Here is a 24,831-nt window from a genome sequence, read left to right on the forward strand (position 1 = left end):
ATGCCGCACCACATACTGGTCGCCGACGACGACCCGCACATTCGCGAAATCATCTGCTTCGCGCTGGAAAAGGCCGGCATGCAAACGCTGGCGGTGCCGGACGGCGCGGCTGCCTTGCAGGCGATAGAGCGCCATGCGCCCGATCTCGTCGTGCTCGACATCGGCATGCCGGAAATGGACGGGCTGGAAGTGTGCCGGCGGCTGCGCCACACATCCGACCTGCCGGTGCTGTTCCTGTCCGCGCGGGATGAAGAGATCGACCGCGTCCTCGGGCTGGAGATGGGCGGCGATGATTATGTCATCAAGCCGTTCAGCCCGCGCGAGCTGGTCGCCCGCGTCAACGTCATTCTGCGCCGCGCGCGGCCCACGCCGGAACCAGCCGACGACCGGCAATTCTCGCATGGCAGACTGTTGCTGGTGCCGGCAAGCCATACAGCCAGCTTCGACGGCAAGCCGCTGGCGCTGACGTCGATCGAATTCGCGATCCTGAAAGGCTTTTTGGCGCGGCCGGCGTATGTGCTTGGCCGCGACATGGTGATGGCCAACGCCTATGCGGCCAATATCCATGTCGCAGACCGCACCGTCGACAGCCATATCCGCAATATCCGCGCCAAGCTGGCGGCCGTCGGCTGCGTCGATGCGATCGAGACCGTGCACGGCGTCGGTTTTCGGCTGGGTAAATGCGGGAGTTGAGCGCCCAAAAATGGGTTGGCAGCAAATGGCGGCCACGGCTTGCCACGGTCGTCATCGCCATCCTGATCATGGTGATGGCGCTGCCGCTGGCCGGCCTGTTTTTCTTCCGGCTCTACGAGAACCAGCTGATCAGGCAGACCGAGGCCGAGCTGATCGCCCAAGGCGCCGCCCTTGGCGCGATCTATGCGCAAGAGGTTCGCGAGGCCGGCATTGCCCCGGAAAAGCTAGGCGCACCCGTGCCTTCACCCAACACCAGCGATCGGGCCTCTCCCTACCAGCCGATCGAACCGGGCCTCGATCTTGCGTCCGACGGGATCCTGCCGACCCGGCCCGCGGCCACCGCGGCCAGCGCCGATCCCGCGTTCGCTTCAATCGGCGCACGCCTGTCGGGCATTCTTGCCGAGACGCAGAAGACCACGCTCGCCGGCTTCCGGCTGCTCGATCCCAGAGGCGTGGTCATCGCCGGCCGTGAGGAGGCCGGCCTGTCGCTCGCGGCTGTCGAAGAGATTCGCGCAGCGCTTGCCGGCCGCTACGCCAGCGCGCTCAGGCTGCGGGTTCCCGACCAGCCGTCGCCGCCGCTCTATTCGGTCAGCCGCGCCACCAAGGTTCGCGTCTTTGTCGCCATGCCGGTTGCGGTCTCCGGCAAGATCGCCGGCGTCGTCTATCTGTCGCGGACGCCGAACAACATCGTCAAGCATCTCTATGGCGAGCGCGGCAAGGTGGCGCTGGCGGCAATCGCCATCCTCGGCGGCGCGCTGCTGATCGGGCTGGTCTTCCTGCGCGCCGTCAGCCGTCCGATCTATGCGCTGATGGAACGCACGAAACGCATCGCCGCCGGCGACCGCGCGGCGATCAGGCCGCTCGATCACCACGGCACGCGCGAAATGGGTGAACTCTCTGCTGCTTTCCTCGACATGGCCGAAAAGCTGCACGCACGCTCCGACGGCATCCAAACCTTTGCCACCCACGTCTCGCACGAGCTCAAATCGCCGCTGACGGCGATCCAGGGGGCCGCCGAACTGCTGCGCGATTCGGGCAGCGCGATGGACGAGGCCGAGCGGCGGCGTTTTTCGGACAATATCGTCACCGATGCCGGCCGGCTCAACCTTCTGGTGCGCCGCCTGCTCGACCTGGCGCGCGCCGAAAATCTCGAACCGAGCGGCGAAAACACGTCGCTCACTGCTGCACTGGCGCTGCTGCCGGCCGACCACAGGCTGGCGCTGCGCCTCGAGGCGGGCGCCCAGATCGGTCTGCGCATATCGGCCGAAAACGCGGCGATCGTGCTGGCCAATCTCATCGACAATTCGGCGCGGCACGGCGCAACGCTGGTTTCGATCACGGCCGCAAGCGCGGACGGCAAGGCCACCATTGTGGTGGACGACGACGGCGCCGGCATTTCGCCCAGCAACCGAGGCCGCATCTTCGAGCCGTTCTTCACCACGCGCCGCGATTCCGGCGGCACCGGCATGGGCCTCGGCATCGTGCTGGCCCTCCTGAAAGCGCATGATGGCACGATCCGGCTGGTTGACTCGGCGAGCGGCACGCGCTTCGAGATCATCCTGCCGGCGGCGTGACGCGGCGGTTCAGATCGGAAGGGCCAAAAGGTGCATTACGACATCGTCATCATCGGCGGAGCCATCGTCGGCTCCTCGGTCGCCTATTATCTGCGCGAGGAAGGGTTTTCGGGCTCGATCGCGCTTGTCGAGCGCGACCCGCAATTTTCCCGCGCCGCGACCACGCTGTCCTGCGCCTCAATCCGCCAGCAGTTCTCGATCCCGGAAAACATCCGGCTGTCGCAATTCACGCTGAAACTGTTCCGGCGGCTCAGGGAAGAGTTTGGCGCGGACGCCGATATCGGCTTTCGCGAAGGCGGTTATCTCATCCTTGCCGGCGAGAACGGGCTGCCGATCCTGCGGGCCAACCACGAAGCGCAGATGGCCGAGGGCGCCGACATCGTGCTCGAGGATGCCGAGGCGCTCGTCCGCCGCTTTCCGTGGCTGTCGGTCGAGGGCATTTCCGCCGGCGCCTATGGCCGCAGCGGCGAAGGCTGGTTCGACGCGCACGCGATGCTGATGCTGTTCCGCAAGGCACTGCGAAGCAAGAACATTGATTTCATCACAGCGTCGGTGACCGGTATCGAGCGGCAGGGGAAGCGCGTCGCCGGTGTGACCCTCGACAATGGCGAGCGGCTCGAGGCCGGCACCGTCGTTAACGCCGCCGGGCCGAATGCCGGCAAGGTGGCAGCAATGGCCGGGCTGGCGCTGCCGGTGGAGCCGCGCAAGCGCAATGTCTTCGTCTTCGAGGCGCGCGAAAAATATGACGACATGCCGCTGCTGGTCGACCCGAGCGGCATCTATGTCCGGCCGGAGGGCTCGGTCTACATCACCGGCGGCGCCGAGCCGGAAGAGGGCGAAGGACCGGCCGACCCCGCCGACTTCGACCCCGACTGGCCGCTGTTCGAAGAGGTGATCTGGCCAGTGCTGGCGACCCGCATTCCGGCCTTCGAGGCGATCAAGCCGACGCGCGCCTGGGTCGGCCATTACGACTACAATACGCTCGACCAGAACGCGGTGATCGGCCCGCACCCGGAGGTCGGCAATTTCCTCTTCGCCAACGGGTTTTCCGGTCACGGCTTGCAGCAGGCTCCGGCGGTCGGCAAGGCGCTGGCCGAACTGATAGTACATGGCGGCTATCGCACGGTGGATTGCTCGGCGTTCGGGTACAGCCGGATTGCCGACGGGCGGCCGTTTCGGGAATTGAATGTAATTTAACGCTGGCGCGAAGGGATGCTACCGTTGCTTGGTGGATTAAGCCGCCGCCAAGCCGCCCGTACCAAGATACGCCTGAAGCCAGCCCAGCACCCGGGCCCAGCCTTCGGCATGCTTCGTTGCGGCAGCAGCGATGCCGGCGAAGCCGCCATGGCAGATGGTGACGCGTGTGCCGCCGGCGATCGGCTCCAGCAGCCAGGCGACTTTGGTTTCGCGGCGGCCAAGCGTCGGATGGTCCCAGTCGTATCTCCGCGTCTGCACGATCCGGCGCGGCTCTTCGATCTCCAGGAATTCGCCGCTGGCGGGCAGGTGTCTGCCGGCCGCCGTCTCGACGGTGACGCTCCAGCGGCCGCCGACGCGGAGGTCGGCCGCCCATCCGGTCATCCTGTAGGTCCTGGCGGACCCCCACCAGCGCTCGACGTCGCGTGTAACGAGGGCGTCAAATATCCGCTCGGGCGGCGCGCGAACATCGGCGCTCGCCATAACGGTCTCGCCATTGGTCATGCTGTGCACCGCGGAACTGTACATCGCCCTGCCTCCAGAAACGTTTCGCTATCGAAACAACCTCAAGCCTTCGACGCCGGGCGCGACAGGCCTTTGCCGGTTTCGAGCAGGCTCTTCAGGCTGGACAGGATGAGCGGCCAGCCGTTCGCCACATGGCCAAGCAGCTTGTGCGGTCCATCGGCTTCGTGTGTGATGGCGAGCTTCATCATCTCGCCCTCCTGCTCGAGGGCGAAGGTGCAGCGTGTGTAGCCGTCCGCCTTGACCTCGGGCATGAACTCGTTGCGCCATTTGAGCACGATGCGCTTGGGTGGATCGATCTCGAGGACCTCGCCGCTGTCGGTGACGCGGCCGTCGGTGTAAACCATCTTCCACGCCGAACCTTGTTTCCAGTCGCTTAGCATCTGAGCGCCGAGGAAATATTGCCGCTGGAACTCCGGCTCGGTCAGTGCTTGCCAGAGTTTTTCGGGCGAGGTGCGGATGTAGGTGACATAAACGAAAATGTTGCTCATCAGTCTTCCCTTTCGAGACGTTTCTTCAAATCGCCGAGGGCGCCCAGTCGCCCCCGCTCGAATTTGCCGATCCAGCGTTCGGCGATCTCGTTGATGGGAACGGGATTCAGATAATGTTGCTTCTCGCGTCCCTTGCGGATGGTGGCGACGAGGTTCGCTTCTTCCAGGATCGCCAGATGCTTGGTCACCGCCTGGCGCGTCATGTCCATCTCACCGCACAGCGCGTTCAGCGTCTGCCCGTTCCTGGCATGAAGGCTGTCCAGCAATCGCCGGCGTGTCGGGTCGGCCAAGGCGCGAAAGACGGCATCCATGCTCATGACTCTAATATGCAACCATTTGGTTGCATGTCAAGAGGCAGAACCGTAGCCAAGAATGCGCGGGTTGAGGTCGCTGGGAGTGGATTTCAGCGCTTGCGGCCGAACCAGAATGCGTTGGGCATGCGCTCCATGCCGATACGCTGATAGAAGCCGACGGCGTCGGGTATGGAGATCAGGCTGATGGCAACGGAAGGTCCGAGTTGCCGGCGTGCCTCATCCATCAGGCCCTTGCCGATACCCAGCCCTTGCGCCGATGCAGAAACAGCGAGCTCGGAGATATAGCAGACCCAGGAAAAGTCGGTGATGCCGCGAGCGATACCAACCAGCGGCTTGCCCGGTGCATCGATGCGCGCGGTGAGCACCAGGTCGGCACTCGTGAGCATCGCCTTCAAACGGGCATGATCATCGACGGGCCGTGTCTCGCCGAGGCCGGATTCCACCAGAACGCGGTGGAACTCGGCGATGCCGAGGCCCGGTTCGCTGGCGTAAAGGATCGTGGATCGCGTTGTCATGTCGACAAAAGTGCACCATGGGCCGGCGGTTTTGAAGCTGTTTGTACCGATTTTGTGTTTCGATCGACGACGGAAGTCCAAAAACAGCCGTCTTTTATTTGCCCGCGGCATTGTGTAAACCGAGCGCCAGCAATTCCCCGCAACGAGAAGAAGACGGGCAAGAACCATGGAAAAATTCACCAAGCTCACCGGTGTCGCCGCGCCGATGCCGATCGTCAATGTCGACACCGACATGATCATCCCCAAGGATTATCTCAAGACGATCAAGCGCACGGGGCTCGGCACCGGCCTGTTCGCCGAAATGCGCTACAAGGACGACGGCTCGGAAAACCCGGACTTCGTGCTCAACAAGCCGGCCTACCGCAAGGCGCAGATCCTGGTCGCCGGCGACAATTTCGGGTGCGGCTCGAGCCGGGAACATGCGCCGTGGGCGCTGCTCGATTTCGGCATCCGCTGCGTCATCTCGACCTCGTTCGCCGACATTTTCTACAACAACTGCTTCAAGAACGGCATCTTGCCGATCACCGTCAGCCCGGAAGACCTGGAGAAGCTGATGGACGATGCCTCGCGCGGTTCCAACGCGACGCTGTCGGTTGATCTCGAAGCCAAGGAAATCCGCGGGCCGGACGGCGGCGTGGTCAAGTTCGACCTCGACGAATTCAAGCGCCACTGCCTGCTCAACGGGCTCGACGATATCGGTCTGACCATGGAGAAGGCCGGCGCCATCGCTTCGTTCGAGAAGAAGAACGCTGCTGAGCGCCCCTGGGCCTGAGCGGTAGGATGACCTGGCCGGGACAGGCTGGGTTCGTGGCGGCTGAACGGAGGGGACAGTCATGACACGTTCGCTTCTTGCCGGGGCCTGCGCGCTGGCGTGGATTCTGATGCCGGTGGCAGGCGCGCATGCACAGACCGACATGGTGCTCGTGCCGGCTGACGATGCGTCCGGCGGGGCCGCCGACCAGGGCGCGGTGAGCAATGCGGCCCTAGCCGACAATGACAAACAGGCGCCGATTTCGTTCGAGGGCGGCCAGCTGACCATCACTCAGGAGGAAGAGTACGGGGAACGGGTGCTCGCTTTCGACGGCAAGGAACTGGCGCGCAATTACGACGTCTTCTTCGACAAGATCGTCGAGGTCGGCGGCGTCAAGGTGGCGCTGGTCGATGTCGGCGACGGCGGCAATCAATGCGGCCCAGCCAAGGTGATCGTTTGGAAGCCGGAAGGCGGCACGATCCAGACGGTCACGGTCGAGCAGGATGAATGCGGCGCGCCGCCGGCCGCGATCTCCGACAGCGCCGTCTATTTCGTGCCCTATCTGCTGCCGGGTGATTCCAAGCCGGCGCTGCAATGGTCGCCGACGGCCGGACTGACGACGTCCGGCAATCTGACCTACATGCCGGAGCCGGGCACCGACTGGAAGGACGTCGATCCGTCGAAATACGACAACATCATCGACGCCTTCCACAACGAGGCCGTGTACAAGCAAGCTGAGACGCTGCTTGGCAAGGACATGCCCGACATGGCGACCAGCCTGCTGGTCGGCGGCGGCACGGAAAAAACCGCGTCGGGCGCCTTTTTTGCCAGCGGCTGCGTGCCGCATGATTGCGGCGGCAATGACGGCTTCATGGCGGTCGACCCGGTCAACCAGAAGCTCTATTTCGCCCGCCGCGGCGACAAGCCCGAGCCGGACGCGTGGCCAGCGGTGAGTACATGGCCGGCCGACGTGAGGGAAGCGCTGGACAAGGCGCTGGGGTCGGCGAATTAGGTTTTTTGCGCGGCGCGGCGACTACCCTGCTTTCGTCATCCTCGGGCTTGACCCGAGGATCCATGCCGTAACATCGGCCGAAGTGTGCAGCGAAACAGAATTCTGAACCGTTGTGTCGCTCGGATGTCACGGCATGGATCCTGGGGTCTGCGCCGCGTCGCTTCGCTCCTTGCTTCGCCCCAGGACGACGACTGGAGAGATGTTCTGGCCAATCTCCAAGGTCTGCGCTTCCACGTCGTAACAACAATCGGTTGCCTCTGGCCCATGGCCGGGTGGACCCTATACCTTCAGGATGGCCGCAACCACTGCGAGGAAGCCATGCGAAAACTGATCTCCACCGGTTCGCCCTTCGAGAAGACCGCCGGCTATTCGCGCGCCGTGGTGCAGGGCGACTGGTGTTTCGTGTCCGGAACGACCGGCTATGATTATGCGACCATGTCGATGCCGGAGACCGTAGAGGCACAAACGCGCAATTGCTTGGCGACGATCGCCAAGGCGCTCGGGGACGGCGGCTTCGAGATGGCCGATGTGGTGCGGGCACATTACTATATTACCGATGCGGCTTTCGTGGATGTGGTGTTCCCGATCCTCGGCGAGGCCTTTGGCGAGATCAGGCCGGCGGCAACGATGATCGTGTGTCAGCTCAACAAGCCGGAGATGAAGATCGAGATCGAGGTGACGGCGCTGCGGCGCACAGCCTGATGCCTGTCACGGTTGCGAAAACGACACGGTTAGCACGAGCATCGGCCCATGGCGAAGGTCAGGCGCATCGTTGCAAACATAGACACGCAGGATATCGCGGCGGCAAAACCCTTCTATCAGGATGTGCTCGGCCTCGATCTCAAGATGGATATGGGCTGGATCGCTACCTACGGCTCGCAAGAGACGATGTCCGTGCAGGTCAGTTTCATCGCCGAAGGGGGATCAGGAACGCCGGTGCCGGACATCTCTATCGAAGTCGACGACGTCGATGCCGCGCTTGAAAGCATGAGGACGGCCGGCTTTGCCATCGAATACGGTCCGGCGGACGAACCCTGGGGCGTGCGGCGCTTCTTCGTACGCGACCCGTTCGGCAGGCTGGTCAATATCCTTTCGCATCTCTAGGCATTTTGTCTTGAGCATCGGAGTTTCCCAAAACCGGTTTCCACTTTTGGGTCCGATGCTCTGAACCGCAGGCTTGCGCGCCGGCCGCTTGGCGTTTAGCAAGGCCGCGGCTCACGACACAATCAGGACGGTTCTCATGGCTTCGAAAAATCTTCTCCTGCTTGCCGGCGACGGTATCGGCCCCGAGGCGATGGCCGAGGTGAAGAAATTGATCGCCGGCATGAACGACAGCCTCGGCAGCGATTTCGCCACCGACGAGGGCCTTGTCGGCGGTTGCGCTTACGACGCACATGGCGCGGCAATTTCCGATGCCGACATGGCCAAGGCAATGGCGGCTGACGCGGTGCTGTTCGGCGCCGTCGGCGGGCCGAAATGGGATGCCGTGCCTTACGAGGTGCGCCCGGAGGCGGGTCTGCTGCGGCTGCGCAAGGACATGGAGCTGTTTGCCAATCTCAGGCCGGCAATCTGCTATCCGGCACTGGCGGCGTCCTCCTCGCTCAAGCAGGAGGTGGTCGAAGGTCTCGATATCCTCATCGTGCGCGAGCTCACCGGCGGCGTCTATTTCGGCGAGCCGAAGCAGATCATCGATCTCGGCAACGGCCAGAAGCGCGGCATCGACACCCAAGTCTACGACACATTCGAGATCGAGCGCATTTCGGGCGTTGCCTTCGAGTTGGCACGCACGCGCAAGAACCACGTCACCTCGATGGAAAAGCGCAATGTGATGAAATCTGGCGTGCTGTGGAACGAGGTCGTCACCCAGACGCACAAGGCCAGGTATGCCGACGTCAAGCTCGATCACATGTTGGCCGATGCCGGGGGCATGCAGCTGGTGCGCTGGCCGAAGCAGTTCGACGTCATCGTCACCGACAATCTGTTCGGCGACATGCTGTCCGACATCGCCGCCATGCTGACCGGCTCGATCGGCATGCTGCCGTCGGCCTCGCTCGGCGCACCTGATGTCAAGACCAAGAAGCGCAAGGCGCTCTACGAGCCGGTGCACGGCTCGGCGCCCGACATCGCCGGCAAGGGCATCGCCAATCCGATCGCCATGATCGCCTCCTTCGCCATGTGCATGCGCTATTCCTTTGGCATGGTTGAAGAGGCCGACCGGCTGGAAGGCGCGATCGCCGCCGTGCTCGATCAGGGCTTGCGTACCAGGGATATTCATTCGCCGGGGATGACCGAGGTCGGCACGACCGAGATGGGCGACGCGATCATCGCCAAATTTTTGGGGTGACAGGTGTATGGGTGAGGTGCAGCGCGCCATTGAAAGGGATCTTCTCGGCGAGCACCAACGCCAGGTTGAGTTTCGCGGCGATCAACACCTCGCGCCATTGCTGCAGTTCATCTGCGACCGATATCAGGTCGAAAAGAGCGATTTCTACCTGCTAGAAGCCATTCCCGATCAATACGAGTTGTGTCTCTTGATCTGGCTTTGGCCGGATAGGGTGGTCGACTGCGAAATCGCCTATGAAGGGTCCACATTCGAGGTTGTCGGGACGGAAACGATCCAGACCCACAAGAAGACCCTTCGTGGTCATTCCGCGAAGGACTTCAAGATCATCGAACGCATCGCCTTGAGCGAACACAAGCAGCTTTAGCAGAACCAACTCAGGTGAGGTTATGCGGTCTTGATCCCCTCCGGCACCGGACCCCACTGGTTTTCGCGCGGCTGCGTCGGGATCAGCGCAAAGATCAGGATGATCACGGTGCCGAAGGTCGGGATCAGGAAAAGCAGGAAGAGCCAGCCGGTCAGGCCGGTATCGTGCAGGCGACGCACGTTGAGCCCGAACCACGGCAGGGCTGTCGCCAGCAGGAAGAGACCGGAAAGGCCGACCGTCACTGCCGGCAATTCACTGTTGTCGAGATTGCCCATGGCGTCGTCGATAAAGACGCCGAGTCCTATGACCACAATCAGCGCGATCGTCCAGAACAGACAATAGCCCCAATACTCCTTGCGGCGGGCACGGCCGGCGAAGTTGAAGTAATTCTTGGTCAGACCCCGCCAGAAGTAGCTCCACAGGCCAGCCGACTCGGCCGGACTTTGTTCAGCGGAACGGCCGAAATGTTGCGGCTGACGTGCCGCTGGCGCATTGCCGGCCTGAGACGGCGCGGCGGTTGCAGTGGAGGCGTCGGCGGGCGCACTGGCAGGTTGGGCACGGATCGAAAAAACATCGCGTGCCCGTCCGCCAGCCGGCTGGAATTCGACGGTCGTACCTCCGGCAACCGATGCTTCGCGGCGCAAATCTTCGCGCGCCAAAGTGTAGCGGTTGCCGTCGGCTCCGGTGATGAAGCCGAAACCCTGGTCTTCGTCGTAATGAAGAATTTCGCCGCGCATGTCCTGCCCAACCCCATTTCCCCGCCCCAGACTGTGCAAAGTTCCGGCAGACCGCAAGGGGCGTGCGGAAATGGAGAGTGCTGGCTATTTACCCCGGCCGTTTCTTCGATTTCTTGTGTTTCGCAGGTCCGCCTTCGAACTTCGCCTTGGCCGGTTTCCCGGCCCAGGGCTTCGCCTCGAATGCCGGGCGCTGGTCGGCCGGTGCGCGCTTCTCGAATTTGGGCGTGTTCTGATCGAAGGTGCGCTTGCCGCGGTGCGGCTTCCTGTCGGGCCGTGGTTCCTGATAGCCGGCCCGCGACAAATCCGGCGTGCCGTCCAGCCGCTTGACCGCAATGTTGCCCTGCAGCTTCCGGTCGGGGCCGATCGCAGCGAGGAAACGCTCGGCCCAGTCCGCCGCGATCTGCACGAAGGTTTCCTCCGGCTGCATCTTGATGGCGCCGATCTCGCGCTTGGAAATACCGCCTGTCCGGCACAGCATCGGGATCAGCCAGCGCGGCTCGGCATTCTGCCGGCGTCCGACCGACAGCGAGAACCAGATGCTGTCGCCGAAATCGTCGCGGCGGCTCGGGGCCTCGTCCCGGCGCGCAAATTTTTCGCCCGACGGCGTGAACGGTGCCACGTCGAGAAGATCCTCCGGCGCCGAGTGGCTGGACCGGCACATCCGCACGAAGGCGGCGGCAACCTGTTCGGGCCCGTGCTGATCGAGAAGCGCCTCGACGAAGCCGCGCTCCTCATCCTTCATAGGCTCGCTGAAGACCGGATCAGCGAGAATGCGCTCGTCGTCGCGCCGTATCACGTCGTCGGCCGACGGCGGGCTTGCCCAGGTTGCCGCAAGGCCGGCACTTTGCAGCAGCCGTTCGGTGCGCCGGCGGGCATTGTTGGGCACGATCAGCGCGCTGACGCCCTTGCGTCCCGCACGACCCGTGCGTCCGCTTCGGTGCAGGAGCGTTTCCGGGTTGGTCGGCAGGTCGGCATGGATCACCAGCTCGAGATTGGGCAGGTCGATGCCGCGTGCCGCGACGTCGGTGGCGATGCAGACCTTGGCGCGGCCGTCGCGCATCGCCTGCAGCGCGTGGCTGCGCTCGTTCTGGCTAAGCTCGCCGGACAGCGCCACGACGGAAAAGTTGCGATTGTTGAAGCGCGCCGTCAGATGGTTGACGGCGGCGCGGGTGTTGCAGAACACCAATGCATTCTTGGCCTCGTAGTAGCGAAGCACGTTGATGATGGCGTTTTCGCGGTCCGCCTGGGCGACGCTCAGCGCCCGGTATTCGATGTCGAGATGCTGCTTTTCCTCGCCGGAGGCCGAGATGCGCACAGCATCGCGCTGGTAGCCCTTGGCCAGCGTGGCGATGGAGCGCGGCACGGTCGCGGAAAACATCAGCGTGCGGCGATCGGCGGGTGCGGCATCGAGGATGAATTCCAGATCCTCGCGAAAGCCGAGATCGAGCATCTCGTCGGCCTCGTCGAGCACCACTGCCTTGAGCGCCGACATGTCGAGCGAATTGCGGGTGATGTGATCGCGCAGGCGGCCGGGCGTGCCCACGACGATATGGGCGCCGCGCTCCAGCACGCGCCGTTCGGTGCGCATGTCCATGCCGCCGACGCAGGACGCCACCGTGGCGCCGGTCAGTTCGTAGAGCCATTCCAGCTCGCGCGTTACCTGCAGGGCCAACTCCCGCGTCGGCGCCACGGCCAGCGCCAGGGGTGCCGCCGCGTGGGAAAAGCGCTCCGCGCCATCGAGAAGGGTCGGCGCCAAAGCCAGACCGAAGGCGACGGTCTTGCCGGAGCCGGTCTGGGCCGAAACCAGCGCATCGGCCTGGCCAAGCTCGAGAACGGCGTTCTGCACCGGCGTCAGCTCGACATAGCCGCGTTTTTCCAGCGCCTTTGCCAGCGCGGGAACAATAGCTTCGAAGTTGGACATCTTGCTCTTTCGAAATTCGGATTCTGAATACCCGGCGACGGGTCAAATGTCGGCAAGCGCCCACAGACGGGCGCCACGAGCCAGACGATGCTCGTTCGTACTTGGTGCCGCCGTCATTGTACAGGGCGGGCGGGTCGGCCTGCTTGTGATTGACTCTAGACGTAAACCGCGTAAAAGCCGGCACCGAACGGGATAGTTTTCGATGCGCGGCCTTTTGATGGCGCTTTCTGCCTTCGACATCCCCGGCCCCAATGCGAACCATTGGGCCGGGCGCGTCGCTGCGTCTCCTCGTTCCAGCAAAATCACGTTCTTGCTCAAAAGAACCGGCAAAACGACCACCAAAACGGTCTGATTCCCTTGGCCTAACCACCCTCTCCCGGGTCCGGCCCGGGGGTTGAAACCCGCATCGGCCGGCGGGTTTTCTCCAGAAACCGAGCGGAGAGGGACAGGAGATTTCGATGAGTTTCAAGGTTGCGATCGTCGGCGCCACGGGCAATGTGGGCCGGGAAATGCTCAACATACTGGAGGAACGCGGCTTTCCGGTGAGCGAGGTGGTGGCGCTGGCCTCGCGGCGCAGCCAGGGCACGGAAGTGTCGTTCGGCGACCGCACGCTGAAGGTCAGGGCGCTCGACCAATATGATTTTTCCGACACCGACATCTGCATCATGTCGGCCGGCGGCAACGTCTCCAAGGAATGGTCGCCGAAGATCGGCAAGCAGGGCTGCGTCGTCATCGACAATTCGTCGGCCTTCCGCTACGACCAGGACGTGCCGCTGATCGTTCCGGAAGTGAACCCGGATGCGATCTCGCTGTTCACGCGCAAGAACATCATTGCCAACCCGAACTGCTCGACGGCGCAGCTGGTCGTGGCGCTGAAGCCGCTGCATGACGCGGCCACCATCAAGCGCGTCGTCGTCGCCACCTACCAGTCGGTCTCCGGCGCCGGCAAGGAAGGCATGGACGAATTGTTCACGCAGACGCGCGCGGTGTTCGTCGCCGACCAGGTCGACGTCAAGAAGTTCACCAAGCGTATCGCCTTCAACGTCATTCCGCATATCGACGTCTTCCTCGACGACGGCTTCACCAAGGAAGAGTGGAAGATGGTGGCCGAGACCAAGAAGATGCTCGACCCGAAGATCAAGCTGACGGCGACCTGCGTGCGGGTGCCGGTGTTCATCGGCCATTCGGAAGCGGTCAACATCGAGTTCGAGAAGCCGATCACCGCCGAAGAGGCGCGCGAGATCCTGCGCGAGGCGCCGGGCTGCCAGGTCATCGACAAGCGCGAGGACGGCGGCTACATCACGCCGCTGGAATCGGCCGGCGAGGACGCCACCTTCATCTCGCGCATCCGCGAGGACTCGACCATCGATAACGGCCTGTCGATGTGGATCGTCTCCGACAATCTGCGCAAGGGCGCGGCACTCAATGCGGTGCAGATCGCCGAGCTGCTGGTCGAGCGCGGGCTGATCCAGCCGAAGAAGAAGGCGGCATAGTTCGCTCACGGCCGTATCGCCGCTAGCGCGGCTGGCCTCCGCGGGGGCGCCGGACGACCGGCGGCCTGCGGTCGCAGGCTCGGCCTTCGGCCGCGATTTTTGCTCAGCTTGCTTTTTCTCTCACGGCCGTATCGCTGCTGTCGCGGCTGGCCCTCCGCGGGGGCGCCGGACGACCGGCGGCCCGCAGTCGCGGGCTCGGCCTTCGGCGGTTGTTTTGCTCACGGCCGTATCGCCGCTACGCGGCTGGCCTCCGCGGGGGCGCCGGAAGGCCGGCGGCCCGCAGTCGCGGGCTCGGCCTTCGGCCGTTTTGCGCCCTTCTCGCCGTTCACGGGGAGAAGGTTCCGGCAGGCGTATGAGGGGCAGCGCAGGCGTCTCAAATAGGCAGCAAGGCGCCGGCGTCACAGCCGGTTCTCCTCCGCTAGGTCCAACAGCAACTCCAGCGCCTCCGCCGCCCGGTCGGCGGGCACGAACAGATGATCGTGGTAGAAGGCCGAGACCGGATTGACGCCGATGCCGGCGGTGGCCAGCCGCGCGGTGATGGCGGCGAGGAAGCCGACCGCTTCCAGCGACGAATGGATGTTCAGCGTCAGCATCCGGCAGCGGAACACGGTTTTCAGTCCAGCGGCCTTGGCATGGTCTTCAAGCACGATCAGCGTCATGCCCTCGCGCTCGCGAAATAGCATCACCGGGTGGAGCCTGTCGGGAACGGGCGCATCGGGTGGCAACGTGGTGAAGACATGAACGCCGGCAAGCAATTCCGGCGTCATTGCCGCCAGCAACTGTTTCAGGTCGGTCTCTCCGGCCATCGGTTGCTTTCGTTGTGCGATCAGGCGGTGGTTGCCGTCGAGCGCTCGGAAGACACCTCTACGGATTTTCAATAACGCCCTCCACCTCACCCCGCAAGGTGGGCCAGGTTCGTTGCTGACTGAACTTGCACATCCAAGGTCGCCGTCCCCCGGAGCTGAAAAAGAGCTGGAGGCATGTCGGATCGCCGTCATGGGCCGCGTCCTTGGTTCGAGCTGGCGGAGGAGCCAGTGCTCACAACGACCGGAGGGAACATCAATGACCATGTCTCAGGCAGCACCCGTCTCACCGCGTGCCCTGTGGGCCGGCCGCGTGCTCAGCGCCGTCATCGTGCTGTTCATGATCTTCGACGGCGTCATCAAGCTACCGCCGCTCGAAATCGTCACCCAGACCATGGTGCAGCTCGGCTGGCCGGCCGATGCCAATGTCTCGCGCATGCTCGGCACCATTGGACTGGTCTCGACAGCGCTTTACGCGCTGCCACGCACCTCGGTGCTCGGCGCCATCCTGCTCACCGCCTATCTCGGCGGCGCCGTCGCCACGCATGTGCGTATCGGCAGCCCTTTGTTCTCGCACATACTGTTCGGCGTCTATCTCGGCGCCATCCTCTGGGGTGGCCTGTATCTGCGCGATCCAAGGGTGCGCGCGTTATTCCCGTTCAGCCAATAGCGGCGACATCGAAAGCCGTTCGATGGTGGCCAGGCCGCCAGAGCGGGCACGGTGTGCCGCCGCCTTTCTACTCTTTGGATCAAATTGAGCGCCGCCGGGCGGCAGCCGATCTTCTTCTTTGGATCAAATCGCCTGGTTGCGAGTTAGGGGGTGCAGCGGCGAGGACGGCACCCTGTTGGAGAGGAACGACAATGAAAAAGGTGATGATCTTGATGGCCCTGCTGGTCCCGCTCGGTGCCTGCTCCCGTACTGAGCAAGGCGCGGCAGTTGGTGGCCTGGGCGGTGCGGCGGTCGGCGCTGCTGTGGCCGGCAACCCGACCAAGGGCGCGGTGATCGGCGGTGCGGCCGGCGCTTTGGCCGGTGCACTGATCGGCCGTGCCAGCGAAAGCGGCCAATGCCGTTATCGCGATCGTAACGGTCGTGTCTACGTTGCCAGTTGCCCGGAAGGCTATTGATCGGGCCGCATCATATGGATGCAATAGCAAAACGGCGGGCAGGGCCCGCCGTTTCGTGGTTGTGGAGATGATTTATTCGGCGCTGGCGGCTTCCGCCTCGGCCGGCGCGGCTGCGGCGGCGGCAACGGCCGCGGCGGCATCCTCCTGCGCCTTCTTCAGCAAGGCTGCGCGCTCCTGCGCCTTCTTGCCGGGCTCGGCCTTCTTCGGGTTGGAGCGCGCTTCGCGCTTGGCGATGCCGGCTTCATCGAGGAAGCGCAGCACGCGGTCGGTCGGCTGGGCGCCATGCGACAGCCAATGCTTGACGCGCTCGGCGTCGACCTTGACGCGTTCGCCGTCCTTGGGCAGCAGCGGATTCCATGAGCCGAGCGACTCGATGAAACGGCCGTCGCGCGGCGAACGCGCGTCGGCGACGACGACATGGTAATAGGGACGCTTCTTCGAGCCCGCACGGGCCAATCGGATTTTCAGTGGCATTTCTTTTCTCCTAAAAGCTCTGATTTGGTTGATCGGTTGGTGGCTGGTCCTCAGCCGGTTTTCGCTACGCCGTTGGATGCGGCGATCTGCTCGTGATGGCGGATCACTTCGCGGACGACGAAGTTCAGGAATTTCTCCGCGAAATCCGGGTCGAGATGGGCGTCCTTCGCCAGTTGGCGAAGACGGGCGATCTGCTCCTGCTCGCGCGCCGGATCGGCAGGCGGCAGGCCATGTTCCGCCTTCAGCACGCCGACTGCCTTGGTGCAGCGGAAGCGCTCGGCCAGCATGTGGATCAGCGCCGCGTCGATATTGTCGATAGAGGCGCGATAATTGGCCAGCGCCGTACGCGCGTCCGCTATGTCCTTCTCTTCGTTCATGGCGCCCTCACTTCTTCTTGCCGAGGCCATTCTTGCCAAGCATTGGCAGCCCGCCACCGCCCGGCAGGCCGGGAAGTTTCATGCCGCCGGGCAGCCCAGGCAGGCCACCGCCACCGGGAAGACCACCGGGCAGGCCCTTCATGCCGCCGAGCCCGGCCGCCTGGGCCTGCTTCTGCAAGGCTTCGAGCTGCTTGGGGTCCATCTTTGAGAGGTCCGGCATGCCGCCGCCCATCATGCCGCCTCCGGGACCGCCTGGGCCGCCAGGCATCATGCCGCCGAGCCCCATCTTGGAAGCGAGGCCGCCCATCATGCCGCGCATCAGGCCGCCGCCTTTGCCCTTGCCGCCCATCGCCTTCATCATGTCGGCCATGCCGCGATGCATCTTCAACAGTTTGTTGATTTCGGCCGCGTCGGTACCCGAGCCGGCGGCGATGCGCTTCTTGCGCGAGTGCTTCAGAATATCGGGGTTGGCGCGCTCGGCCTTGGTCATCGACGATATGATGGCGAGCTGGCGGCCGAACATCTTGTCATCGAGACCGGCGGCGGCCATCTGGTCCTTCATCTTGCCCATGCCGGGCATCATGCCCATGATGCCACCCATGCCACCCATTTTCGACATTTGCTGAAGCTGGCCGGCGAGGTCGTTCAGGTCGAACTTGCCCGACTGCATCTTCCTGGCCATCGCCGCGGCTTGTTCGGCGTCGATGTTCTCGGCCGCCTTTTCGACGAGGCTGACGATGTCGCCCATGCCGAGGATGCGGTCGGCGATGCGCTTGGGGTGGAATTCCTCCAGCGCGTCCATTTTTTCGCCGGTGCCGATCAGCTTGATCGGCTTACCGGTGACGGCGCGCATCGAGAGCGCCGCCCCACCGCGGCCGTCGCCGTCCATGCGGGTCAGCACGAGGCCGGTGATGCCGACGCGCTCGTCGAAGCTTTTTGCCAGATTGACGGCGTCCTGGCCGGTCAGCGAATCGGCGACCAGCAGGATCTCGTGCGGCGACGACATCTTCTTGATGTCGGCCATCTCGACCATCAACGGCTCGTCGATATGGGTGCGGCCGGCGGTATCGAGGATGACGACGTCATGGCCGCCGAGCTTGGCCGCCTGCACGGCGCGGCGGGCGATATCGACCGGCGTCTGGCCGGCGACGATCGGCAATGTGGCGACCTTGACCTGCTCGCCGAGCTGGCGGAGCTGCTCTTGCGCGGCGGGACGCCGCGTGTCGAGCGAGGCCATCAAGACTTTCTTGTTTTGACGGTCGGCGAGGCGCCTGGCGATCTTGGCCGAGGTCGTCGTCTTGCCGGAACCCTGCAAGCCGACCATCATGATGACGACCGGAGCCGGTGCATTGAGGTCGATGGCGACGCCCTCGGCGCCGAGCATCTCGACCAGCTCGTCATGGACGATCTTGACGACCATCTGGCCGGGCTTGATCGACTTGACCACGGCGGCGCCGACGGCCTTCTCGCGCACCTTGTCGGTGAAGGAACGCACCACTTCCAGCGCCACGTCGGCCTCGAGCAACGCACGGCGCACCTCGCGCAGCGCCGCCGAGACATCAGCCTCCGACAAGGCGCCGCGGCCGGTGAGGCCGTTCAGGATCGAACCAAGACGCTCTTGCAGGGACTCAAACATTGGTCAACCCGCCGCGCGACAGCGCCTTGGATTCATTTTGACCCCTGTCGGGCCGAAGGCCCTCCACGCCTCTTGTGCGTTCCTGTAGCGATTCAAACATTCTTTTTCCTTTTCCCTGGCACCCGGATGATGCCCGAGAGGTAATGCGTTCGCGCCAACTGTCCAAGCAAAAGCCGGTCCGGGCAAAGCCCAAAGCCAAAAAGCACCCGGGGGCGCACAGCGCTGCCGGGTGTTGGCCTCCGGGATCGATTTACAGCACTTCACCTCAAAGAGGTTTCGGCGTCCCGGTCGGTTTGCTCGGAGGAATACTCGTCGCGGAATTCGCGGCGTGTAGACAGGAAATCGGCCGCAGAGTCAAGCTTTGGTCAAGCTTTGCGTCAAATAGCTCAGGACGACCAGGCAATGCACATCAGCGCACGCTGCCGGCGCGCGCCATATCCGGCTCGACCTTCAGCGGTGAGCGCGGATGTAAAAGCAGCAGAACGGTCAACAGGCTGCTGACGATGCCGATCGAAGCGATGAGGACGGCGTCTGAAGTCGTCCAGCCCGCGGCTTCGAGCGGCTTGGCGTTGAACAGGGCGAAGGAATTATAGCTTTGCTGGTGCGAAATCAGCAGGAAGCCGGTCAGATTGTTGCCGAGATGGGCGCCAAAGCCGGCACCGAGATTGCCGGTTGCATAGACCAGAAGCGTCAGCAGCAGCGCAAAGGCAGCGATCGAGGCCAGCACGCAGGCATTGATGGCAGCGCTTGAACCTGGGCTCCAGTGCAGGGAGGTGAACAGCAATCCCGGCAGCAGCGCCCAGATGAAAGAGTTCCGGAACCGGCTCGCCAGGCCCCTGAGCAGATAACCGCGAAACAGCATCTCCTCCGACGAGGTCTGCAGAAAGGTCAGGGCGGCGATCGGGATCAGGAACAAAAGCCACGCGGACAAGCCGATCGCGCCGCGCGCGATGTCGGGCTGCAAACCATAAAGCAGGATCTCGGAAAGCAGCGAGGTGATCAGCACCGCGGTCAGTCCTTTCAGGAACCCCGACCAAGAAATGCGCCGGCTGACGCCAATCAGGGCTGTCAGCTTCTCGCGATGGATCCAGCGCATGGCAGCCCAAAGGCCGAGCCAGATTCCGGCAAATGAAGCCAGCGCCGCAAGGATGCCCGCAGGAGAGGCCATGAAATCCTGCACCGCTCCCCCACCTGGCGGGGCGGTGCCAGACGATGCCTGCCAAACGGCAAAGGCATAGGTGCCGCCGAACAGCACGGCGGCAGTGGTTCCGAGCCAGAACAGGATGACGACCACCGCTCCAAGCAGAAGCCGCGGCAAAGTGGTCTTGTTGTTGGCGGTGTGCCGGTACTGTTGGAAGGCGGTTGGGTCGATCGTCACGCGGGCTCGCTGGCTGGTGCTTCGGCTCGCAAGGTCTAGAACATCGGCCCCAATGTGGAAACCGGTATTGCAGCGGCAATACCGGCTTGTGGCAATGTCGGGAGTGCGAGCGGCCGCCATTACAGGGCGACCGCCCTGTTTGTATCGTCAGCGCACGACGTACACGATACGCCGGCTGCCCGGATCGACCAGTGCCGGCTGGCCGTTCACATAGACGTAACGGTAATCATAGTCCGGAATCTCGCGCAGCTCGACGGTGTCAGGCAACGTCGCGCCCGTCACCACCTCGCCCTCGAGATAGACCGGATCGAGCCGATGCGTACGTACATAGGTACGGATCTCGGCCGGCGGTCTCCGGATAGGCTCGATCGCCTCGCCGGCGACGATTGCTCCGGTATAGCTGTCGGAATACTCGACGCTATCGGCGGGCGGCGTCACGACGGCAATGTCGGCGCTGGCCGGACGCTGTGTCAGGACCACACGGCTGCCGCCGAAATCGGCCGTCACATAGTCGGAATAGACCCAGCCCTGGCCGTTAGCCTCGGCGATGGTGCACCATTTGCTGTTGGCGATGCAGCCGTCGAGCGTCGCCGACTGGCCGGCCGCAAGCACGCCGATCACCGGATATTGCGGGCCGGGGCCGGCGCGTACATTGAGATCAGTGATGGCCGAGACGGCGGTGTCGGCCAAGGCAGAGCCCGACATCGCCATGAGCGCTCCGGCCACCGCCGGAAACAATATGCGTTTCATGGTCTTCTCTCCGTTTCACAGTCCCTTGGCACGGAAAACGAAGCAAAGCCGCATGCGTTCCGGCTAAAAGGCTTCGGCCGGCTCACGATTTGTTCCAGTCGTTTTCGGCAGGTCGGTCAAAAGCTCGTGAACAAAAGCAAGTTTTTGCGCCGCCACGTCCGAGATGACGAAGGGATAGAGATCGGGCAGGCCCATGCAGCGGTTGATCGAGTTGGACGCCTCCGACAGCACCAGCCAGCGGTCGAGAATCCTTTCGAAGGGCTCTGGGCTGGCGGCGGGTTCCGATGGTGCCGGCTGCAGCTTGCCGCCGGTATCGGCGCGTGGCAGCTCGTTGGCTTCAACGGTTTCCAGCCGGCCGAGCGGGAAATTCAGGGCATGCACCATCTCCAGCGTGTCCGTGATGTGCATGTGATGCGCCCATGTCTCGGCCCAGTCCTCCCATGGGTGCGACGTCGCATAGGCCGAGATATGGCGCTGCTGCCAGTCGGGCGGCGCGCCATCGGCATAATAGGTCTTCAGCGCCTGTTCGTAGCCGGCGCGCTCGTCGCCGAACAAAGCGCGAAAACCGGCAAGCTTTTGCAAATCGTCGCGGATCAGGCGGTCCCAGTAATAATGGCCGAGCTCATGGCGGAAATGGCCGAGCAGCGTGCGGTAGTTCTCGCCCATCTCGACGCGCCGCCGTTCGCGCTCTGCCGAATCCGCCTCGGCGACGTTGAGCGTGATCCGGCCGTTGTCATGACCGGTCAGGATACGCTCGCCGCCCGGACCGCCGCCGATCGGATCGGCAAGAAAATCGAAAGCGAGACCGATCTCGTCGCCAACGTCCTGCTTGGGTGCGACCGGCAGGCCGAAGGCGAGCAGCGAATAGACGGCACGCTTCTTTGCCGCCTCGACACGGATCCAGCGGCGGCGATTGCCGTCGACCGACAGATCCGGGATCAGCTGGTTCAGCGCACAGGCGCGGCAGAAGGCGTGGCCGGGCTCCGCCATCCAGTTGCAGGCGCATTCGTCGGCATTGGTGCAATGGAAGACCTCGGCCCCGGACAGCGCGAAGCGCGCATGCTCGGGATCGTAGAGCACGAGGCTGGCGCAGTTCAGGCATTGCGCGTTCTCGAAATAGAGACGGTGGCCGCACTGCGGGCAGTCGAAAAGCTTCATTGGCGTCTCAAATCATTCGAAATGCGGAGGACGATACGAGCAGGAGAACGCCAAACGCCTGTCAGCTGCCGACGTTCCTGCCGGCAGATGCTATTTTGCCGCAAGCTGGGCGACGACCTCCTTGGCCACTGCCTCGCCCGACAATCTGGCGCCGCCGCAGGTCTGCATCAGCGGACAGGCCAAATGCTCGCCGGCGAAGAAGATCTTTTCCGCCACGGGCTGCATCAGCGTGGCGCGCTTGCGAGTGGCCGGGCCGGGCCGCCGCATAGCATACAAACCGCTCAGCGCCCCGCCGATGATCACGACATCAACGTCTTCCATGCTTATTCTGTCCCCGCCACAATAATTACTTGATCGTAGGCAAATTCCCGGGCGTCCGCCAGTGTGGTGGATTTGAGGTTCCTGCTGTATTGAGTGCATCGGCGTGGCGCCGGGGCAGTGACAAGCAGGTGTTTCGCAGGCAAGTTCGCAATTGGGAACGTGATTCAGGCAACCAGGAGAGCAGCATGGCATTTCTTGCCAAGGGGAAGATGTTTGTAGTGGCCACGGTGGTGGCGGTGCTTGCGCTGGCGACGGGCGCGCAGGCGGCGGCCAGCTGTGGCAAGAGCGGCGCCGGCTTCGAGGCATGGAAACCGGAGTTCGCCGCGGAGGCGAAGGCCGACGGTGTCGGCTCGAAAGGTCTGGCCGCTCTGGCTCGCGCAACCTACGCGACAAAGACGATCTCCGTCGACCGCGCCATCCATAAGGCTTTCAGCGGCTCGGTGGAAGCTTTCATGAAGCGCCGTGGCGCGTCCGCGATCATTGCCAGGGGCCGTGCGCTGAAGAAGGCCAATGCTGCGCTGTTCGACAAGATCGAACGGAATTACGGCGTGTCGCCGGGCGTGTTGCTCGCCATCTGGGGTATGGAGACCGGCTTCGGTTCCGCCATGGGCAACCAGAATACGGTCTCCGCCATTTTAACGCTGGCCTATGACTGCCGCCGTCCGGAGTTCTTCTACCCGCATGCCATTGCGGCCCTGAAGCTGGTTGATCGCGGAGCGTTGAGTGCCTCGTCGGTCGGTGCCGCGCATGGCGAGATTGGCCACACGCAGTTCCTGCCCGGAAATGTTTTGACGTATGGTGTCGGAAACAAAAACCTGCGTGACAAGGCCACTGCGTTGGCTTCTACCGCCAACTTCCTCAAGAGTCATGGTTGGCGGGCCGGCGCGAGCGCGCAGGCGAATATGGGCGCAATTGCTGGCTGGAATTCGGCGAGCGTCTATCAACAGGCCATCGCCCGCATGGCCACGGCGATCGATGCCAACTGATAGAAAATCTCTATTCGACAGAAAGCCCGGCCATGCGCCGGGCTTTTTTGCGGGTGGTCTATCCAGAGCATTTCACGGCCGGATTGAATCCCGCCGGGGCCCCTGCCGCGAGGGTAACGGCATGGATACTCGGGTCTTCGCAACGTCGCTTCGCTCCTGCTCCGCCCTGGGATGACGAAGCGAGGGAGGCTTCGGCCAATCTCAAGGTTGCCGTTTGCCGGCAAAATTACGCTGCAACAGTACTAGGCCGTAGACTCATTAGCGCGAAGCCATAGCCTGATCGAAGCGAGCTGGATCATGGCGAGGAAGTTGGCAGCCAGCTTGTCGTATCGGGTGGCGACGCGACGGAAGTGCTTCAGCTTGGAGAAGAACCGCTCGATCAGGTTGCGCTCGCGATAGAGCCGCTTGCTGAAGCAGAGCTTCCACTTCCGGTTGCGCTTGGCCGGGATGTTCGGCGTGGCACCCTGCTGCTGGATCAGCTCCCGGATGCGGTCGGCATCATAGGCCTTGTCCGCCAGCACGATGGCGCGCGGGCCGAGGTGGTCGAGGAGTGTATCGACGATCTGCCCGTCATGGGCTTGCCCTGCTGTCAGGCCGAGCCGGATCGGCAGCCCGCACGCATCGACGACCACGTGGATCTTGGTCGTGAGCCCGCCTCCGGAGCGGCCGAGACATTGATCTGCATCCCCTTTTTTCCTATCGCAGCCTGCTGGTGCGCCCGGATAGAAGTGCTGTCGATCATCTGGATTTCACTGTCATGCGCGGCACTGACAGCGTCCATGAGCCGATGCCACAAGCCTGCTTTTCGCCATCGCACGAAGCGGTTGTAACAGGTCGTGCGCGGTCCATAACGCTCCGGCAGGTCGCGCCACGGTGCGCCTGATCGTAGCACCCAGAAGATGCCGTTCAGCACGCGGCGGTCCTCCACGCGCGGCACGCCTCGCGGCTTGTTGGGCAGGAGCGGTTGGATCACGCGCCATTCGAAGTCGGTCAGATCATATCGGCTCATACAGCCGCTGAATCACATCAGCGACGATATTGAAAGGCCGGCTTCAGGGTGCCTGCTGTTCTGAGAAGGGAAGCGCTATGTCGTGCTCCAGCAGTGTAACCTTATAATGGTTGAGATATGACCACAGAGCGTTGCGAAGATCATTCAGTTCGTCGTAACCCGGCGAACCTCGCCCGACTTCCTTGCAGGCCAGATCCGCTCGCTGACACAGAATATAAAGACTGTCACCCTGAACGAGAACGCCGGGGAAGCCCGACCAGGATGCCGCATGACGGCGGCATTGGTCTTGTCCGATAGTATCTCGACGTTCTCGCTACGCATCAGTGTCTCGCGGATCGGCTTGCTGCACCGTCAGAGCATGAGCCCGCTCACTCCGCAACCCTTATGGGTTCACGACCTAGTTCCTCTGCACAGAGGTTTTGGTTCTTTGACAGAGCCTGAAAGGGCTGTGGATGGGAGCCTGCCGATCGGGCTGCCAATCGCCAAGGTTTGCGATTAGCGATAAGCCACCACATCTTCGTCATCCTCGGGCGGAGCAGGAGCGAAGCGACGTTGCGGAGACCCGAGGATCCATGCCGTTACGTCAGCCGAAGAAGGCAGCGGTTCAGAACGGCGCTTGCGTCTGCACCAGCGCCGGCTACCCTTCAACCGTCACCGGCCATGCCACCATGACCGCGAGCCAGAAGCGCGGTACGAGCTGATCGAGAAGACCAACCCGGAGTGGTTCGAGCTTTTTCGCGGAACGGGGTGGTAGACTCCGGTCCGCAGGAGCACTGCCGCTAGGGAACGGCATGATGGGGTGGACGGCGCCCGACGGCATCGGATGTGCCAGAATGAGTTCGTTGAGATCTCAAACAAGGGAGCCGTCCGTGGAACACCTTATCCGTAT

30 protein-coding genes and 1 pseudogene are annotated in these 24,831 nt (G+C 63.4%); 15 read left to right on the forward strand and 16 right to left on the reverse strand.

Annotated elements, in window-relative coordinates; all coding sequences use genetic code 11:
* Genes NKJ81_RS23840 through NKJ81_RS23850 form a run of 3 tightly spaced genes read left to right on the forward strand, consistent with a single transcriptional unit; the run spans nt 1 to nt 3,464 of the window.
* Nucleotides 1–693, forward strand: coding sequence for a response regulator (locus NKJ81_RS23840; protein WP_352541958.1), 693 nt, complete (start codon nt 1–3; stop codon nt 691–693).
* The gene (locus NKJ81_RS23845) at nt 681–2,267 is read left to right on the forward strand and encodes an ATP-binding protein (protein WP_352541959.1); all 1,587 of its coding nucleotides are present in this window, start codon (nt 681–683) and stop codon (nt 2,265–2,267) included. The genes NKJ81_RS23840 and NKJ81_RS23845 overlap by 13 nt, the downstream gene beginning before the upstream one ends.
* A 30-nt stretch (nt 2,268–2,297) precedes the next feature.
* Nucleotides 2,298–3,464 (forward strand): NAD(P)/FAD-dependent oxidoreductase, encoded by a 1,167-nt coding sequence (locus NKJ81_RS23850; protein ID WP_352450228.1) that lies wholly within the window; start codon nt 2,298–2,300, stop codon nt 3,462–3,464.
* A gap of 36 nt (nt 3,465–3,500) precedes the next feature.
* Here the strand turns inward: NKJ81_RS23850 and NKJ81_RS23855 are convergent, their stop codons facing one another.
* From NKJ81_RS23855 to NKJ81_RS23870, 4 genes are all read right to left on the reverse strand, one after another.
* Nucleotides 3,501–3,989, reverse strand: a complete 489-nt coding sequence (locus NKJ81_RS23855; RefSeq protein ID WP_352541960.1) for an SRPBCC family protein — start codon at nt 3,987–3,989, stop codon at nt 3,501–3,503.
* Between the two features lie 38 nt (nt 3,990–4,027).
* Nucleotides 4,028–4,474, reverse strand: a complete 447-nt coding sequence (locus tag NKJ81_RS23860; RefSeq protein WP_352541961.1) for an SRPBCC family protein — start codon at nt 4,472–4,474, stop codon at nt 4,028–4,030.
* Nucleotides 4,474–4,785 carry an ArsR/SmtB family transcription factor gene (locus NKJ81_RS23865; RefSeq protein WP_352450226.1) on the reverse strand — a complete coding sequence of 104 codons (312 nt, stop codon included), beginning with the start codon at nt 4,783–4,785 and terminating at the stop codon, nt 4,474–4,476. The genes NKJ81_RS23860 and NKJ81_RS23865 overlap by 1 nt, the downstream gene beginning before the upstream one ends.
* Nucleotides 4,786–4,877: 92 nt before the next feature.
* Nucleotides 4,878–5,303, reverse strand: a complete 426-nt coding sequence (locus NKJ81_RS23870; RefSeq protein WP_352541981.1) for a GNAT family N-acetyltransferase — start codon at nt 5,301–5,303, stop codon at nt 4,878–4,880.
* 166 nt (nt 5,304–5,469) lie between these two features.
* Between NKJ81_RS23870 and leuD the strand changes: the two genes are divergently transcribed.
* From leuD to NKJ81_RS23900, 6 genes are all read left to right on the forward strand, one after another.
* On the forward strand, nt 5,470–6,075 hold the full coding sequence (gene leuD / locus NKJ81_RS23875) for a 3-isopropylmalate dehydratase small subunit (protein ID WP_352541962.1): 606 nt from the start codon (nt 5,470–5,472) through the stop codon (nt 6,073–6,075).
* A 61-nt stretch (nt 6,076–6,136) separates the two neighbouring features.
* Nucleotides 6,137–7,066: an Ivy family c-type lysozyme inhibitor gene (locus NKJ81_RS23880; protein ID WP_352541963.1), complete on the forward strand. Its 930-nt coding sequence runs from the start codon at nt 6,137–6,139 to the stop codon at nt 7,064–7,066.
* A gap of 318 nt (nt 7,067–7,384) precedes the next feature.
* Nucleotides 7,385–7,768 (forward strand): RidA family protein, encoded by a 384-nt coding sequence (locus NKJ81_RS23885; RefSeq protein WP_352470853.1) that lies wholly within the window; start codon nt 7,385–7,387, stop codon nt 7,766–7,768.
* Between the two features lie 48 nt (nt 7,769–7,816).
* Entirely contained in the window at nt 7,817–8,170 is a 354-nt protein-coding gene (locus NKJ81_RS23890; protein WP_352541964.1) for a VOC family protein, read from the forward strand.
* 136 nt (nt 8,171–8,306) lie between these two features.
* Nucleotides 8,307–9,410: a 3-isopropylmalate dehydrogenase gene (leuB, locus tag NKJ81_RS23895; RefSeq protein WP_352541965.1), complete on the forward strand. Its 1,104-nt coding sequence runs from the start codon at nt 8,307–8,309 to the stop codon at nt 9,408–9,410.
* A gap of 7 nt (nt 9,411–9,417) precedes the next feature.
* Complete coding sequence (locus NKJ81_RS23900) at nt 9,418–9,774, forward strand: hypothetical protein (RefSeq protein ID WP_352541966.1); 357 nt, start codon at nt 9,418–9,420, stop codon at nt 9,772–9,774.
* A 20-nt stretch (nt 9,775–9,794) separates the two neighbouring features.
* On the opposite strand, the gene NKJ81_RS23905 is transcribed toward NKJ81_RS23900, so the two are convergent.
* Together NKJ81_RS23905 and NKJ81_RS23910 are read right to left on the reverse strand one after the other, a co-directional pair.
* Entirely contained in the window at nt 9,795–10,511 is a 717-nt protein-coding gene (locus tag NKJ81_RS23905; RefSeq protein ID WP_352541967.1) for a DUF805 domain-containing protein, read from the reverse strand.
* A gap of 88 nt (nt 10,512–10,599) precedes the next feature.
* Nucleotides 10,600–12,432 carry a DEAD/DEAH box helicase gene (locus tag NKJ81_RS23910; RefSeq protein WP_352541968.1) on the reverse strand — a complete coding sequence of 611 codons (1,833 nt, stop codon included), beginning with the start codon at nt 12,430–12,432 and terminating at the stop codon, nt 10,600–10,602.
* 202 nt (nt 12,433–12,634) lie between these two features.
* Here NKJ81_RS23910 and NKJ81_RS23915 point away from each other — a divergent pair, with 202 nt between their 5' ends.
* Together NKJ81_RS23915 and NKJ81_RS23920 are read left to right on the forward strand one after the other, a co-directional pair.
* Nucleotides 12,635–12,784, forward strand: coding sequence for a hypothetical protein (locus NKJ81_RS23915; RefSeq protein ID WP_352541969.1), 150 nt, complete (start codon nt 12,635–12,637; stop codon nt 12,782–12,784).
* 106 nt (nt 12,785–12,890) lie between these two features.
* Nucleotides 12,891–13,925 (forward strand): aspartate-semialdehyde dehydrogenase, encoded by a 1,035-nt coding sequence (locus NKJ81_RS23920; protein ID WP_352541970.1) that lies wholly within the window; start codon nt 12,891–12,893, stop codon nt 13,923–13,925.
* 398 nt (nt 13,926–14,323) lie between these two features.
* Here NKJ81_RS23920 and NKJ81_RS23925 read toward each other — a convergent pair whose 3' ends face one another.
* Nucleotides 14,324–14,731, reverse strand: a complete 408-nt coding sequence (locus tag NKJ81_RS23925) for an ACT domain-containing protein (RefSeq protein ID WP_352541982.1) — start codon at nt 14,729–14,731, stop codon at nt 14,324–14,326.
* Nucleotides 14,732–14,987: 256 nt separating this feature from the next.
* Here NKJ81_RS23925 and NKJ81_RS23930 point away from each other — a divergent pair, with 256 nt between their 5' ends.
* Both NKJ81_RS23930 and NKJ81_RS23935 read left to right on the forward strand, forming a co-directional pair.
* Nucleotides 14,988–15,398 carry a DoxX family protein gene (locus tag NKJ81_RS23930; protein WP_352541971.1) on the forward strand — a complete coding sequence of 137 codons (411 nt, stop codon included), beginning with the start codon at nt 14,988–14,990 and terminating at the stop codon, nt 15,396–15,398.
* Between the two features lie 191 nt (nt 15,399–15,589).
* Entirely contained in the window at nt 15,590–15,853 is a 264-nt protein-coding gene (locus tag NKJ81_RS23935) for a YMGG-like glycine zipper-containing protein (protein ID WP_023680734.1), read from the forward strand.
* 72 nt (nt 15,854–15,925) lie between these two features.
* Here NKJ81_RS23935 and rpsP read toward each other — a convergent pair whose 3' ends face one another.
* From rpsP to NKJ81_RS23970, 7 genes are all read right to left on the reverse strand, one after another.
* A complete protein-coding gene (rpsP, locus tag NKJ81_RS23940) occupies nt 15,926–16,327 on the reverse strand; it encodes a 30S ribosomal protein S16 (protein ID WP_254817891.1) in 402 nt (133 codons plus the stop codon).
* 50 nt (nt 16,328–16,377) lie between these two features.
* Entirely contained in the window at nt 16,378–16,704 is a 327-nt protein-coding gene (locus tag NKJ81_RS23945; protein WP_352541972.1) for a chorismate mutase, read from the reverse strand.
* Between the two features lie 7 nt (nt 16,705–16,711).
* Nucleotides 16,712–18,340 carry a signal recognition particle protein gene (ffh, locus tag NKJ81_RS23950; protein ID WP_352541973.1) on the reverse strand — a complete coding sequence of 543 codons (1,629 nt, stop codon included), beginning with the start codon at nt 18,338–18,340 and terminating at the stop codon, nt 16,712–16,714.
* Nucleotides 18,341–18,749: 409 nt separating this feature from the next.
* Nucleotides 18,750–19,718 carry a CPBP family intramembrane glutamic endopeptidase gene (locus NKJ81_RS23955; RefSeq protein WP_352541974.1) on the reverse strand — a complete coding sequence of 323 codons (969 nt, stop codon included), beginning with the start codon at nt 19,716–19,718 and terminating at the stop codon, nt 18,750–18,752.
* 147 nt (nt 19,719–19,865) lie between these two features.
* On the reverse strand, nt 19,866–20,468 hold the full coding sequence (locus tag NKJ81_RS23960) for a DUF1236 domain-containing protein (RefSeq protein WP_352470842.1): 603 nt from the start codon (nt 20,466–20,468) through the stop codon (nt 19,866–19,868).
* A gap of 63 nt (nt 20,469–20,531) precedes the next feature.
* Nucleotides 20,532–21,626: a zinc-binding metallopeptidase family protein gene (locus tag NKJ81_RS23965; RefSeq protein ID WP_352470841.1), complete on the reverse strand. Its 1,095-nt coding sequence runs from the start codon at nt 21,624–21,626 to the stop codon at nt 20,532–20,534.
* A gap of 90 nt (nt 21,627–21,716) precedes the next feature.
* Nucleotides 21,717–21,947, reverse strand: a complete 231-nt coding sequence (locus tag NKJ81_RS23970; protein WP_352541975.1) for a hypothetical protein — start codon at nt 21,945–21,947, stop codon at nt 21,717–21,719.
* Between the two features lie 185 nt (nt 21,948–22,132).
* On the opposite strand from NKJ81_RS23970, the gene NKJ81_RS23975 reads away from it, so the two are divergent.
* The gene (locus NKJ81_RS23975; RefSeq protein ID WP_352541976.1) at nt 22,133–22,933 is read left to right on the forward strand and encodes a lytic murein transglycosylase; all 801 of its coding nucleotides are present in this window, start codon (nt 22,133–22,135) and stop codon (nt 22,931–22,933) included.
* A 242-nt stretch (nt 22,934–23,175) separates the two neighbouring features.
* On the opposite strand, the gene NKJ81_RS23980 is transcribed toward NKJ81_RS23975, so the two are convergent.
* Nucleotides 23,176–23,942, reverse strand: a protein-coding gene (locus tag NKJ81_RS23980; protein ID WP_352541977.1) for an IS5 family transposase whose coding sequence is annotated in 2 segments (ribosomal slippage) — nt 23,176–23,633 and nt 23,633–23,942 — 768 coding nt in all. Because the reading frame shifts where the segments join, the coding sequence is not laid out codon by codon here.
* Nucleotides 23,943–23,985: 43 nt separating this feature from the next.
* Nucleotides 23,986–24,263: pseudogene (locus NKJ81_RS32700) on the reverse strand (DUF6959 family protein).
* 251 nt (nt 24,264–24,514) lie between these two features.
* On the opposite strand from NKJ81_RS32700, the gene NKJ81_RS23985 reads away from it, so the two are divergent.
* Nucleotides 24,515–24,643 carry a hypothetical protein gene (locus NKJ81_RS23985; RefSeq protein WP_352541978.1) on the forward strand — a complete coding sequence of 43 codons (129 nt, stop codon included), beginning with the start codon at nt 24,515–24,517 and terminating at the stop codon, nt 24,641–24,643.
* Nucleotides 24,644–24,831: the final 188 nt, after the last annotated feature.

The organism is Mesorhizobium sp. M0018, assembly GCF_040323955.1.
Classification (GTDB): domain Bacteria; phylum Pseudomonadota; class Alphaproteobacteria; order Rhizobiales; family Rhizobiaceae; genus Mesorhizobium.